The sequence below is a fragment of the Salinicola sp. NYA28a genome (genome assembly GCF_976982775.1).
Genome location: NZ_OZ334582.1, coordinates 3,095,263 through 3,108,513, shown reverse-complemented (window position 1 = coordinate 3,108,513; position 13,251 = coordinate 3,095,263). Strand labels below are relative to the sequence as shown.

The 13,251-nt window shown below is 64.4% G+C and carries 9 protein-coding genes; 4 read left to right on the top strand and 5 right to left on the bottom strand.

Annotated elements, in window-relative coordinates; all coding sequences use genetic code 11:
* Positions 1–141 precede the first annotated feature (141 nt).
* The 3 genes from nirD to ACWHY3_RS13975 are packed head-to-tail and all read right to left on the bottom strand — an operon-like array spanning position 142 to position 4,351.
* Complete coding sequence (nirD, locus tag ACWHY3_RS13985) at positions 142–558, bottom strand: nitrite reductase small subunit NirD (RefSeq protein WP_087718419.1); 417 nt, start codon at positions 556–558, stop codon at positions 142–144.
* The gene (nirB, locus tag ACWHY3_RS13980; protein WP_448126792.1) at positions 555–3,119 is read right to left on the bottom strand and encodes a nitrite reductase large subunit NirB; all 2,565 of its coding nucleotides are present in this window, start codon (positions 3,117–3,119) and stop codon (positions 555–557) included. The genes nirD and nirB overlap by 4 nt, the downstream gene beginning before the upstream one ends.
* A complete protein-coding gene (locus ACWHY3_RS13975; protein WP_448126791.1) occupies positions 3,116–4,351 on the bottom strand; it encodes an NAD(P)/FAD-dependent oxidoreductase in 1,236 nt (411 codons plus the stop codon). The genes nirB and ACWHY3_RS13975 overlap by 4 nt, the downstream gene beginning before the upstream one ends.
* A gap of 844 nt (positions 4,352–5,195) precedes the next feature.
* Between ACWHY3_RS13975 and ACWHY3_RS13970 the strand changes: the two genes are divergently transcribed.
* The 4 genes from ACWHY3_RS13970 (at position 5,196) to ACWHY3_RS13955 (ending at position 9,936) form a co-directional block, all read left to right on the top strand.
* Positions 5,196–8,093 (top strand): nitrate reductase, encoded by a 2,898-nt coding sequence (locus ACWHY3_RS13970; protein ID WP_448126790.1) that lies wholly within the window; start codon positions 5,196–5,198, stop codon positions 8,091–8,093.
* A complete protein-coding gene (cobA, locus tag ACWHY3_RS13965; RefSeq protein WP_332779185.1) occupies positions 8,080–8,979 on the top strand; it encodes a uroporphyrinogen-III C-methyltransferase in 900 nt (299 codons plus the stop codon). Before ACWHY3_RS13970 ends, cobA begins: the two co-directional genes overlap by 14 nt.
* Before the next feature lie 61 nt (positions 8,980–9,040).
* Complete coding sequence (locus ACWHY3_RS13960; RefSeq protein ID WP_071229799.1) at positions 9,041–9,382, top strand: zinc ribbon domain-containing protein YjdM; 342 nt, start codon at positions 9,041–9,043, stop codon at positions 9,380–9,382.
* An 86-nt stretch (positions 9,383–9,468) separates the two neighbouring features.
* Positions 9,469–9,936, top strand: a complete 468-nt coding sequence (locus tag ACWHY3_RS13955; RefSeq protein WP_448126789.1) for a GNAT family N-acetyltransferase — start codon at positions 9,469–9,471, stop codon at positions 9,934–9,936.
* A 109-nt stretch (positions 9,937–10,045) separates the two neighbouring features.
* Here ACWHY3_RS13955 and ACWHY3_RS13950 read toward each other — a convergent pair whose 3' ends face one another.
* Positions 10,046–11,410 carry an MFS transporter gene (locus ACWHY3_RS13950; RefSeq protein WP_087718435.1) on the bottom strand — a complete coding sequence of 455 codons (1,365 nt, stop codon included), beginning with the start codon at positions 11,408–11,410 and terminating at the stop codon, positions 10,046–10,048.
* 383 nt (positions 11,411–11,793) lie between these two features.
* Positions 11,794–13,089 (bottom strand): nitrate- and nitrite sensing domain-containing protein, encoded by a 1,296-nt coding sequence (locus ACWHY3_RS13945; protein WP_448126788.1) that lies wholly within the window; start codon positions 13,087–13,089, stop codon positions 11,794–11,796.
* Positions 13,090–13,251 lie beyond the last annotated feature (162 nt).

Below are 13,251 nucleotides of genomic sequence, written 5' to 3'. Positions count from 1 at the left end.
TAATTTCCATCGAATGTAGATACTTCGATTAGCAGTCGTTCGAGTCGCGTCTCCTAGTAACACCCCGCCTCGCCCGCGCATCCCCCCTCTTGCGCGGGCTTTTTTTGTCCTGATTTCGCGCATCGTTTTCCAGTTACGTCATCACGAATCCGCCCCGACGGGGATGTGAAGCACCACGTTATCGCCGTCCCACCCGACGGACCAGGTACGCAAGCGCCGCGTGGCATCCTCGAGACACTGGCCATCCGTCAGCCGAAAATGCTGTTTGTAGATAGGCGAGGCGACCACCAGCTCGCCCTTGAGATCGCCGACGATGCCCCGGCCGATCACGTTGGCACCGGAAAACGGGTCGCGGTTGTCCAGGGCGTAAATCTCGGGCTCATCGGCCCCGTCAGCGGCTCCGGGCCGACAAGGTAAATAGAAAAGCGCTATCTGATGCCCTTCATGCCAGGCGACGATGCCGGAGCCGGCAACCAGGTCCGCCCGGCTGCACAGGCGAACGGGGCGTGAAGAAGAGGCAGACCGTGCTGCCTCGTTTTCCAGGATGAGTTCGCTCATGACGTTACCTCCACCGCCAGTGCGGCAATCTCTTCGGGGCGCGCAGGTCTCGGCTGGTCGCGCTCGCTGACGGCGATGATGTCGGGATCGCTGCGCTTGTCGTTGACGAAAGTGCGGAAGCGCTTGAGCTTTTCCGGATCCTTCAGCGCCCCGGCCCATTCGCACTCGTACTGATCGACCACGTGCTGCATCTGGGCTTCGAGCTCGTCACCCAGCCCCAGGCTATCCTCGAGAATCACCGCCTTGAGATAGTCGAGTCCGCCTTCCAGGTTCTCGCGCCATACCGAGGTGCGCTGAAGTCGATCGGCGGTGCGGATATAGAACATCAGCAGCCGGTCGATGATGCGCAGCAGCTCGGTGTCGTCGAGATCGGTGGCGAACAGCTCCGCATGGCGCGGGCGCATGCCGCCATTGCCGCAGACGTAGAGATTCCAGCCGTGCTCGGTGGCGATCACGCCGACGTCCTTGCTCTGGGCTTCGGCACATTCCCGCGTGCAACCGGAGACGGCGAACTTCAGCTTGTGCGGCGAACGCAGCCCCTTGTAGCGATTCTCGATGGTCAGTGCCATGGCGACGCTGTCCTGGACGCCGTAGCGGCACCAGGTGTTGCCGACGCAGGATTTCACCGTGCGGGTGGATTTGCCGTAGGCGTGGCCGGTCTCGAAGCCGGCGGCGATCAGCTCGCTCCAGATGTCCGGCAATTCATGCAACTGGGCGCCGAACAGATCGATACGCTGGCCGCCGGTAATCTTGGTGTAGAGATCGTACTTCTTGGCTACCGCGCCGATGGCGATCAGCTTGTCCGGCGTGATCTCGCCGCCGGGAATGCGGGGAACCACCGAATAGGTACCGTTCTTCTGCATGTTGGCCATGAAGGTGTCGTTGGTGTCCTGCAGCGGCACCAGCGATGGGTTAGTGATCGGCGCGTTCCAGCACGAGGCGAGGATCGAAGCGACGGCCGGCTTGCAGATGTCGCAGCCCATTCGGCCTTTGCCGTGACGCGCGTGAAGCGCCTCGAAGCTTTGAATGCCTTCGACCCGGATGAGGCCATAGAGCTCCTGGCGGGTGTAGACGAAGTGCTCGCACAGGCTGCGGTCGACTTCGACGCCACGGCTTTCCAGCTCGTGTTCGAACACCTGCTTGAGCAGTGCCGTGCAGCCGCCGCAACCGGTGCTGGCCTTGGTATCGGCCTTGAGCGTGCCGAGATCCGTGCAACCGGCCTCGACCGCCTGACAGACCGCCCCTTTGGAAACGTTGTGACACGAGCAGATGGTCGCCGTCTCGGGCAGGGCATCGGCACCCAGCGTGGGCGCGCCTTCGGTGCTGGGGAGGATCAGCGCGGCCGGGTCCTTGGGGAGCTCCAGGCCGTTGCTGTAGTACTGCAACAGGGTATCGTAGTAGCTGTTGTCGCCGACCAGCATGGCACCGACCAGCTTCTTGCCGTCACTGGAGACCACCAGCTTGCGGTATTCCTGCTTGATCTGATCCAGATAGCGGTACATGCGAGCCCCGGGGGTGCGGTCGCCATGCGCATCGCCGATCGAGCCGACATCGACGCCGAGCAGCTTCAGCTTGGTGCTCATGTCGGCGCCCTGGAAGGTGAGTTCGCCCTCGACCAGGGTGTCGACGGCGGCCTTGGCCATCTGGTAGCCGGGGCCCACCAGGCCGAAGATGCTGTCCTGCCATAGCGCCACTTCGCCGATGGCCAGAATGTTCGGATCGCTGGTGCGGCAGTTGTCGTCCACCACCACGCCGCCGCGCTCGCCGATCTCCAGCCCGCAATCCCGGGCCAGCCGATCCTGGGGGCGGATGCCGGCGGAGAACACGATCAGGTCGGTTTCCAGCACTTTTTCATCCTGGAAGACCATGCGGTGCTGGTGGTCCTGGCCGTCCTCGATACGCTGAGTGGCCCGGCCCGTCAGTACCTGAACCCCCAACTGCTCGATCTTTTCGCGCAGCAGATCGCCGCCTTCGGTGTCGACCTGCATCGGCATCAGGCGCGGCGCGAACTCCACCACGGCGGTGTCGAGATTCAGGCCGCGCAGGGCATTGGCGGCCTCCAGCCCCAGCAGGCCGCCACCGACGACCACGCCACTGGAAGCCGTTTCGGCCGCGGCGCGGATCGCATCGAGATCGTCCAGAGTACGGTAGACGAAACAGTTGGGGCGGTCGTTACCCGGAATCGGCGGCACGAAGGGGTAGGAGCCGGTCGCCAGGATCAACTGATCGAAAGTGTGGCTGCCACGTTCGGTGACGACGAGACGGGCATCACGGTCGACGGCGCTGACGGCTTCTCCCAGGCGAAGGTCGATGCCATGTCTGGCGCAGAAGTCCGCTTCGCCCAGGGCCAGGGCATCGGCATCGCTGCCGGTGAAATAGTCGGATAGATGCACGCGATCGTAGGCGCGGTGGCGTTCCTCGCCGAAGACGGTGATGGCATAGCGCTGATGCGCCTGGCGTTCGACCAGCTGCTCCAGGCAGTAGTGGCCGACCATGCCATTGCCGATCACGATCAGGCGAGGCTTGCGGGGCGGGGTCGGGGTGTCGGCTTCGAAGGTCATGCCGCTTCCTCCAGTGAGTGTTGAGTGTCTTCGGTCAGGCGTTGCGCGACATCGCTCGCGCCGAACAGCAGCAAATCGCGATGGTGGCCGAGGTCCGCACCGGCTCGGGACAGTTGAAACAGCGCCGGACCATCACCGGTATCGCCATAGAGCACGGCGCCGATCAGCCGGTCGTTACGAAGCAGCAGGCGGCGATAGTCGCTGCCTTCCGGGTCGGCGTAGGTCAGGATGTCGTCGTCGGGTTCTGCCTCGACGGGGCCGAACGCGTAGAGAGAGATGCCGGCGACTTTCAGCCGCGTGGCGCAGGCGCTGTCGCTGTAGGGTTGCGGCGTCTGGCCGCCGAGGAGATCCGCCAGGGTCTCGACCTGCTGCCAGATCGGCTCGACCAGGCCCACCGTGGTGCCGTCGAATTCGCAGCATTCACCGATGGCATGAATCCGCGGATCGCGAGTAGTCAAGGTGGCATCGACGCAGATGCCGGCGCCGACATCGAGACGAGCCAGGCGGCCGAGCTCGGCGTTGGGCGTGATGCCTGCGGCAACCACCACGCAGTCGGCGGCCAGTCGGCGGCCGTCGGTCAGTCGCACGGCGTGGACGTTGCCCTGGGCGTCGGCGTCACAGCCGGCCAGGCTCGCATGGGTCTCTATCGTCAGTCCGCGCCGTTCGAGCGTGTCACGCAGCCAGGTGGCGGCGGTGACATCGAGCTGGCGGTTCATCAGTCGATCACCGCGCTGCAAAAGCGTGACCGCCAGGCCGCGCTTGCGCAGGCCCTCCGCCGCTTCCAGCCCCAGCAGCCCGCCGCCGACGACCACCGCCCGGCTGCCCGATGATCGGGCGATCAGCCAGTCGACATCGTCGAGATTGCGAAAGCCGCCGACGTTACCCAGCTCGATGCCGGGAATAGCCGGCAGCGTGGGGCGTGAACCGGTGGCAATGACGAGACGGTCGTAGTGAACCGGGTCGCCGATGTCGGTATGGACAAGTCGATAGGTACGGTCGATCGTCATCACGCGCTCGCCCAGCCGCCACTCGACGCTGGCGGACATCTCGTCGCTCAGCCGGGTATCGAGGGAGTCGCGTTCGATCTCGCCGGCCAGCCACGGCGACAGCAGGATCCGGTTGTAGGCCGGGGAAGCCTCCTCGCCGATCATGGTGATGCGAGTCGGCCGGGTCGGGCGGTCCTGTAGCGCCTGCAGCAGCCGGTGTCCGGCCATGCCATTGCCGATGATCACCAGGTGTTCCCCGGCATCGGCTGGTGCTTTGGATGGAGCATCGGCTGGTGCTTTGGATGGAGCATTGGCTGGTGCTTTGGATAGAGAAAGGGCGGTGCTGCTCATGTTGATCCCTCGTCAAGCGACGTTTTCAAGCGCAGACGTTTTCCGAGTTCGGAAGAGATGCCTGGAAAAACGGCGGCGCAACGCAAAAGGCGCCTGATGACACGGAGTATTGAACTCCGCGGCATCAGGCGCCTTTGCCTGAATATCGATGTGCCTGAATATCGATGCGACGCCCGAGAGCTGACGAATGCAGTGGCAACCGTCAGCCTGCCGGGGCGTGCCATGGCTATCTGGCGCGACGCTGCCTCGATGCAGCGCCGGCCTGGCGATCGCGACCGCCATTGGTCGCCGATGGTGGAACTCAAGCGAAGGCCATGCCAGTTCGCCGATCTTCAAATCGATTCAGTGGCTTGGTAGCAACGAGCGCTATCGAAAGCGGGCAGGAAGAGGGTGGATGGGCGCTGGCTTGCGCAACACCGGTGCAATGTTGCGCGCTTTCGCACCAAAGGTTGGCATGAACGGCCCGAGATCGGATCTCTCGATTTCGAGGCGCGGGGTGGGCGTGGCTGCAGAAGATTGTCGAAAAAGGAAAAAGCGGCCGGTGGCCTGCTTATTGCTTCGATCTTTTACCCAGGTGTGCCAGTTGCCAACGTCGGCAACGAGCAGCGCTCCGGCACGCAACAACGGCAATGATCACGACGCACCGCGGATACCGGCAGGATCACGCGGCAGCAGGCAAAGAGGCCTGACCTCACGTTCAGCGTGAAGTCAGGCCTCTTTGCGTTTCAGGGAGGCGTTCATGCCCAATCCGTACAGCACGACCGATCCACAGCCTCGGCGAACGACGCCCCGCGAGTCGTTCGGCGACACTGGCTTCTCTTTCGAGTGCACCGCCACCAGATCCTCTTCCGAGAGCACCACGACCTGCCCGTCTTACAAGGGCACCACGACCTGCCCGTATTGCGGCGTCGGTTGTGGCGTTGTTGCGACAGTCGAGGACGGTACGCTGACCGATGTCGCCGGGGATCCGGCTCACCCAGCCAACCAGGGGCGTCTCTGCGTCAAGGGCAGTGCGCTGCACGAGACGCTGGGCGAGCGGGGGCGCCTGTCGCATCCCGTCGTCGATGGCGAAGCGGTGGGTTGGGACGAGGCGCTGCAGTGCGTCGCGTCACGGCTGGCATCGACGCAGCGCGAGCATGGCCGGGAGACGGTGGCAGCCTATCTCTCCGGACAGCTGCTGACCGAGGATTATTACGTTGCCAACAAGCTGTTCAAGGGCTTCCTGGGAACGCCTCATGTCGATACCAATTCGCGGCTTTGCATGGCTTCGGCGGTGGCTGCCTACAAGCGGTCTTTCGGCGCCGACGCGGTACCTTGCTGTTATGAGGATCTGGAGTGCGCGGAACTGGTCGTGCTGGTCGGCTCCAACCTGGCCTGGAATCATCCGGTGATCTATCAGCGGCTGAAGGCCGCCAAGCAGCGCAACCCGCTGATGCGCATCGTGGTGATCGACCCCCGGGTGACAGACAGCTGCGAAATCGCCGACCTCTATCTCGGTATTGCGCCCGGCAGCGATGCCCGGCTGTTCAACGGGCTGCTGGCCTGGATGCACGCCGCTGGCCGGGTCGACCGGATCTATCTAGAACGCCATACCCGAGGCTTCGAAGAGACGATGCAGGCTGCCTGCGAGGACGATGTCGGCATCGAGGCGGTCGCTCGCGACTGCGATGTCGACGCCGAGCGGCTGGAGACCTTCTTCTACTGGTTCGCCACGCAACTGCACGTGGTGACACTCTATTCCCAGGGCATCAACCAGTCGAGCAGTGGCACCGACAAGTGCCAGGCGATCATCAACTGCCACTTGGCGGGCGGCAAGATCGGGCTGCCGGGCGCGGGGCCGTTTTCGATCACCGGCCAGCCCAATGCCATGGGCGGGCGCGAGGTCGGAGGTCTGGCCAACCAGCTCGCGGCGCACATGGACTACCACACGCCGGGAGCCATCGATCGGGTCACCCGATTCTGGCGCACCGAGACGCTGACGCCGACCTTGCCCGATGTGCCGGGTTTCAAGGCCACCGAGCTGTTCGACGCCATCGAGCGAGGGGAGATCCGGGCGGTCTGGATCATGGCGACGAACCCGGTGGTCAGCCTGCCCGAGGCCAATCGCATCAAGCGCATCCTGGCGGCGTGCCCGCTGGTGATCGTTTCCGACTGTATGGCGAATGCCGAGATCCTGGAGGTCGCGGACATCGTGCTACCCGCCACTGGCTGGTCGGAAAAGGATGGCACCGTCACCAACTCCGAGCGTTGCATTTCCCGTCAGCGCGGGTTGCTGCCGCCGCCTGGCGAGGCGCGTCACGACTGGTGGATCATGACCCAGGTCGCCGCACGTCTCGGCTTTGCCGAGGCATTTCCCTATGTCGATCCCTTCGAGATCTTCGACGAACATGCCCGGCTCTCCGGTTTCGAGAACGCGGTCGAGGGCGAGGGTAGCGAAAGCGACGGCGCCACCTGGCGGCCGTTCGATATTTCGGGGCTGGCGGGGCTGGATCGTGCCGGCTACGACGGCCTGGCACCGGTTCAATGGCCGGTGACCGCCGCGGCCCCCGCGGGCACGCCACGGCTATTCGAGAACGGCCGCTTCGCGACGCCCGATAGCCGTGCTCGGCTGTTGCCGGTTCGTCCGCAGGCGGTACGCCAGAAGCTGACCGGGGAGAGGCCGCTGCGCCTGAACACCGGTCGGGTACGGGATCAGTGGCATACCATGACGCGGACGGCGCGGGCCTCCCGCCTGATGAACCATCGCGGCGAGCCCTTCGTCGACATTCACCCGCTGGATGCCGAACGCCTCGGCGTCGCCGACCAGCAACTGGTCGAGCTGACGGGGGGCGATGGTCTCTATCGCGGCCGGGCCAGAATCGCCAAGTCCCAGCGGCCGGGGGAGCTGTTCGCGCCGATGCACTGGAACGACGCCTTCAGCGGCCAGGCCAAGGTCAATGGCCTGGTGGCGGCGGTCGTCGATCCGATCTCCGGGCAGCCTGAATCGAAGCAGGCTGCAGTCAGCCTTCGTCCGCTGCCGATCTCCTGGGAAGCGACATTGATCGTCGCCGCCGACATCGCGGCCGAGATCGCGCCCGCTATCGCGCCCGCCATAGAGAGTGGGCGCGAAGACTACGCCTACTGGGCTCGGATTCCTCTCGACCATTCCGTGCGCTGGCAGCTTGGCGGTCAACCGGATGCCGCTGGACGCGACTGGCTGGCATGGGCCGAGTCCCATCTGCCCGGGCCGGTCTCGCAGTGGAGTCACGACGAAGCGCGCGGGCGCCTGCGCGCCAGCGGTATCGATAACGGCCGGCTGCGCTGGTGGTTGATGGTCGGGCCACCGGAGGGGCTGCCGTCGTTGCGCTGGCTGGACGACTGCTTCGCCAGCGAAGGCGACCAGTTGCTCGATCGAGAGACGCGGCGTCGCATCCTGGCCGGCTGTGCCAGCGGCGCGCGCAGCGACGGCCCGATCGTCTGCAGCTGTCATCAGGTCGGCCAGAATTCGATCATTGCCGCCATCCGCGCCGGCGATACCAGCGTCGAGGCGCTGGGTGCACGCCTCGCCTGCGGTACCCAATGCGGTTCCTGCCAACCCGAGCTGAAAGCCCTGCTCGAAGAAGAGACACAAGAGGAGATGGCCGATGCCAGCCTATGATGCAACTCAAGGCAATACGCGCGGGAAGAGGCTGGAGACGGCCGGCTGGATGGCTCGGCTCTATCAGGCGGCTCGAAACCGAGTCGTGACCACGAGATCGACGAGAAACGTCGTCGACTCGGCTGACGATGCCGGCCGGGTTTCGCTGGTCGGCGCCGGGCCCGGCGCCGCGGATCTGCTGACCGTACGAGCCCTGCGACGAATCGAGGCCGCACACGCCGTGGTCTATGACCGGCTCGTCGGCCCCGACATTCTAGCCTTGCTGCCCCGGGGCTGCGAGCGCTACTACGTCGGCAAGGCGCGTGGCAACCACAGCGTGCCCCAGGCGGAGATCGGCACGCTATTGGTGCGGCTCGCCGCCGAAGGAAAGCGGGTGGTGCGTCTGAAAGGTGGCGATCCCGGAATCTTCGGGCGCATGGGCGAGGAGCTGGCAGCGCTGGCCGAGGCCGGCATCACCCCCGACATCGTGCCCGGGATTACCGCCGCGTCCGGCGCCGTTGCTGCCATGGGGCTGCCGCTGACCGACCGCGCTCACGCCCAGCAGGTTCGCTTCATTACCGCGCAGGCGTGCCGGGACGATGTCTCCCTCGACTGGCACGCGCTGGCCCGGCGTGACGAGACGCTGGTGTTCTACATGGGGTTGAGTCGTGTCGAGACCATCTGCGAAGGGCTGATCGGCGCCGGGCTGCCGTCCGACTGGCCCATCATGCTGATCGCCAACGCCTCGCTGCCGCAGCAGCAAAGGCTGGTGGGCACGTTGGCGGACATGCCGCGAACGCTTGCCGCCAACCCGATGCCGTCGCCGTGCCTGATCGTGGTCGGCAGCGTCGTCGAGATGATCCCTTCTACCGCTGACCAGCTCTTGAGCCTCGAACGCCCGGTTTGACTGGGCAGTTCGAGGCGGGCGGCGTAGACTTCGCGGCTTTCCGAACGCCAGGAGTCTACGCGTGAGCCAGTTACCGCCTTGCCCGCAGTGCGGGTCCGAATACACCTACGCCGACAGCCAGCTTGTCGTCTGCCCCGAATGCGGCCATGAGTGGTCCGAAGCCGAAGCGGCGGCCGACGAAGGGCATGCAAGCGTCGTGACCGACGCCCATGGCACGCCGCTGGCCGATGGTGACAGCGTCACCGTGATCAAGGACCTGAAGATCAAGGGGTCGTCGCAGGTCGTCAAGGTAGGGACCAAGGTCAAGAATATCCGCCTGGTCGATGGCGATCACGATATCGATTGCAAGGTCGATGGTGTCGGCGCCATGAAGCTGAAATCCGAGTTCGTCAAGAAGGCCTGAACCGACGTCAGGCCTTCGGTGGATCCATCGGGCTTCTTTTCGCCGTCGACCGGCTCGGGATTCGTCATCACAGGCGGGGGACCACAATGGCTTGGAAGATCGCACGGTTGAATCGCGATGACACGCTCGGCATTGAAACGGTGTCGCGTTGGACCTTCGACGCCTGGGGCGGACTTCACCCGCACACGACGTTCGAGGAGTGGCGGAACGAAACCCGCAACGACTGCGGTGCCAAAGGCGTGCCTTCGATATTCGTGGCCATGAGCGCCGGAAAGCCGATAGCTACCGGGAGCCTGACAGTCAGCGACATGAGCATTCGGCCCGCCATGGGGCCTTGGCTCGCCTCCGTTTTCGTCCTGCCGACCTGGCGCGGCCGCGGTATCGCCTCGGCATTGGTGGCGACGGTGGAAGCGGAGGCCCGGGAAGCGGGTTGTCGACGACTTCATCTCTATACGCCGGACCAGATGGCGCTCTACGCGCGGCTGGGTTGGGTGCCCTCCGAAGCTCTGACCTATCGTGGCGAGCGCGTCACGCTGATGCACCAAGATCTCTGAAAAAAGCCGCTGCCCGGAGGCAGCGGCGAAGATCGCATGGACGCGCGATGAAGCAGGACCTGGTCGTGATGGCCGAAGAACTTGGTCGTGATGACAAAAGGGGCGCCGCTCAGCCGGCAGCGGCTTCCCGCTCGACATCGCGCTCGACGCTGCGCTCGCCGTCGGCCTGATGATAGGCCTGGCGCTCCTCGGCCTCCGTCGTCGGAGAGAAGCGCACCGCCAGCGCGAACAGCGAGGCGGCGATGACCGTCAGCCCCAGATAGAAAAGTCCCTGTTGATAGGAAAGGGACTCCGAACGAAACAGGAAGCCGGCTGCCACGGCGCCTGCGTTGCCGCCGGCACCGACGATCCCCGCGACGGCACCCAGCGCCTTCTTGTTGATGAACGGTACGACACCGAAGGTGGCGCCCTCCGCCATCTGCACGAACAGGCTGAAGACCAGCATGATGCCGATTGCCACGGCCAGGGTCTGCATCTGGGCGAAGCCGGTCAGCGCGATGCCCTCGCACAGCAGCGCGATGAACAGCCAGCGGACCCGTCCCTTGAGCCCGCCGTTGCGGGCGAAAAGGTCGGAGAAGATGCCGCCCAGCGTGCGCGCGAACAGGTTCATCAACCCGAACAGGCCGGCGATCAGCCCTGCCGTTGCGAGGTCGAGCGAGAACGTATCGAAGAAGTAGATGGCAGCGATGTTGTTGATCGTGAGTTCGACGCCGAAGCAGGCCGCGTAGACCACGAACAGCGCCCATACGCGGATATCCTTGGCGGCGGCGACGAAGCTTTGCATGGCGCCATGTTCACGCGTAGCTGGCGGCAGTTCGCCGCGCGCCCGCAGATCGCTGAAGTTGCCGTCGGGTGCATCCTGGGTAAAACGATAATAGGCCAGACCGGTCAGGAACAGCACGATACCGGGCACGACCATCGCCAGTCGCCAGCCCAGCGTTTCGCTGACGCCCAGCATCAGCACGCCGGAAAACACCAGCGGCATCAGGATCTGGGTGGTGCCGCCGCCGAGATTCCCCCAGCCGGCGGTCGTGGCGTTGGCGGTGCCGACCACGTTGGGAGCGAACATCATCGTGGAGTGATACTGGGTGATGACGAAGGAGGCCCCGATCGCGCCGATGGCGAGGCGGGCCAGCAGGAAGGTTTCGAAACTGTCCGCCAGGCCGATCGCCATCACCGGCAGCGACCCGAGGCAGAGCAGCCAGGTGTAGGCCTTGCGCGGGCCGATGCGATCACAGAGCAGGCCGATGACCAGGCGTACGAGAATGGTGATCGCGACCGAAGCGATGATCGTGTTGCCGATCTGGGTCTTGGTCAGGCCAAGATCGTCGCGGACGACGGCCATGAGCGGGGCGATGCCGAACCAGCCGAAGAAACAGACGTGGAAGGCGAACCAGGAGAAATGGAAGGCTCGCATCTGAGGGGTGGAAAAGCTGAACAGACGTATCTTGTTGGCTTTGTGACGGATGTCCATGAAGATCACTCTCCGATGGTGGCGACGACACCGGCCGGTGCCGAGGGCATGAAAAAACGGCGCCCATCACTCGTCATGCGGAGCATGAAGAGCGATGGACGCCGTTGTCCGTTGCGTCAGCCGGTCGACCTTGACCGTGCTTCAGCGAATGTCAGGCTCGGAACCGTTGGGCAGGCTCCTGTCGGGCCGCCGTTGGCCCGGACTTCTCTATCCAAGCAGAAGCCATACCAGAATCCTCGAAAAGGCGTCGATTCAATTAGATAAGGCTCGAAGTCGGAGGCGGGCAGGCGCCAATGCGCCCTGACGGCAGGCAGGATCGCGACCCGACGGTGCAGCAAGTGGGAGGCGTGCACCAGCGGGTGGCGTGGAAAGACGGTGAGGGTTTAGGAACGCTCTCGAGACAGCATGTCGACGAGGTCGATCACGTTTCGGGCCACTTCGATCAACGGCTTGCTCTGGTCCATGGCGGTCTTGCGCATCAGGCGATAGGCCTCTTCTTCGGAGAGGCGCTGATGGGTCATCAAAAGCCCCTTGGCGCGGTCGATCTGCTTGCGATCGCGCAGCGTCTTGCGTGTGCTCTCGAGTTCGTCGCTGATCTGCTGCAATCTTGCGTGTTGTGTCTGGACCAGGCCGACCAGCGAGCGGCTGAAGCGTGACTCCATGGTGCTGGCCGTCAAGGCTCCCAGGCTCGAGGCCGGCTCTGCGTCCGGCATTTCCAGCAGCAGGTTCACCGGTGCCGCCCAGAGCTCGCCGTTGAGCGTTTCGTGCAAGCCTGCGCTGTTCTCTATCTCGCGCTCGGCCTGGTGAATCCGGTCGCGACAGCTGCGTTGCAACTCGTCGACCAGGCGATCTTCGATGTCTTTCATAGCATCGATCCGCTGGGTCGTGATGGCATACCACTGTTCGCCGGGATCATCGATATCGTTCGGCAGCGGGGTGGCCTGGATGGCCAGATCGCGCAATTGAGCGATGGCCAGATGGATCGGCTGGTCGAGCTCTTGCTGCCAGTGCGAGAGCAGCTCGGTGCTGGCGAATTCCCCGAAGGTCTCGAAGCAGCGATGTTGGGCATCGATCAACTGCTGCAACGTCTGGCGGTGCGCATCGTCGAACACGCCGAGCGTGAAGCCGAAGGCGCCACAGGCCCGTTCCTGTCCGGCGAGCTCCTTGCCCTGGATGAAATGAAACAGGCACACCAGCACGCGGGTGATCTCGGTGTCGCTGGCGGTATCCGCCGCCTCGAAGATCACTGACAGCAGGTTGCTGATCAACCGGTTGAACAGACGCACCGCATCGTCGGCCGTGAGGCGCTGCGCCTCGATGTCGTCGCGAATCGGTGGAAGCGAGTCGAATCCGTGCCACACTGCTGCGATACGGGTCAGCAGGCGCGCATTGGCGAGATAGCGGGACGTGCGGTTGGCGTCGTCGAAGGAGGCCCACTCGTCCAGACGCTGTCGCAGCGTCGCTTCCGCCAGCTGGCTATCGGCGATACGCTGCTGGCGCTGGTGCGTGAAACGCCGGCCAGCGGAACCGAGATAGATCGTGGAGGCGCCACGTTCCCGCTGCAGGGCATGGACGAAGCGGCAGATATCGCCGACCACCGCAGCGGTTTCCGCCAATCCGGACAATTGCTCGATTTCCGAGAATTTGGCTGCACGCAGCAGTCGTTCGGTCGCATTCATGAATCACCGCATCCCGTCTCAACTTGTTATTGTCGATACCGTATGAGTAGAGCGTACGCTGGCGTGAGGGGAGAGTTCGACCAACGTCGAATATGACTCTACCGCGTACGCCCGATCGGCGCACGCGAAGACGGGAAGAGAGTCGATGAGACGCCACGCTCG

Bases quoted from the DNA above. Each gene is read 5' to 3' on its own strand.
- ACWHY3_RS13950 (WP_087718435.1), bottom strand. From the start codon at position 11,410: ATGGACATCCGTCACAAAGCCAACAAGATACGTCTGTTCAGCTTTTCC.
- nirD (WP_087718419.1), bottom strand. From the start codon at position 558: ATGAGCGAACTCATCCTGGAAAACGAGGCAGCACGGTCTGCCTCTTCT.
- ACWHY3_RS13955 (WP_448126789.1), top strand. From the start codon at position 9,469: ATGGCTTGGAAGATCGCACGGTTGAATCGCGATGACACGCTCGGCATT.
- nirB (WP_448126792.1), bottom strand. From the start codon at position 3,119: ATGACCTTCGAAGCCGACACCCCGACCCCGCCCCGCAAGCCTCGCCTG.
- ACWHY3_RS13970 (WP_448126790.1), top strand. From the start codon at position 5,196: ATGCCCAATCCGTACAGCACGACCGATCCACAGCCTCGGCGAACGACG.
- cobA (WP_332779185.1), top strand. From the start codon at position 8,080: ATGCCAGCCTATGATGCAACTCAAGGCAATACGCGCGGGAAGAGGCTG.
- ACWHY3_RS13945 (WP_448126788.1), bottom strand. From the start codon at position 13,089: ATGAATGCGACCGAACGACTGCTGCGTGCAGCCAAATTCTCGGAAATC.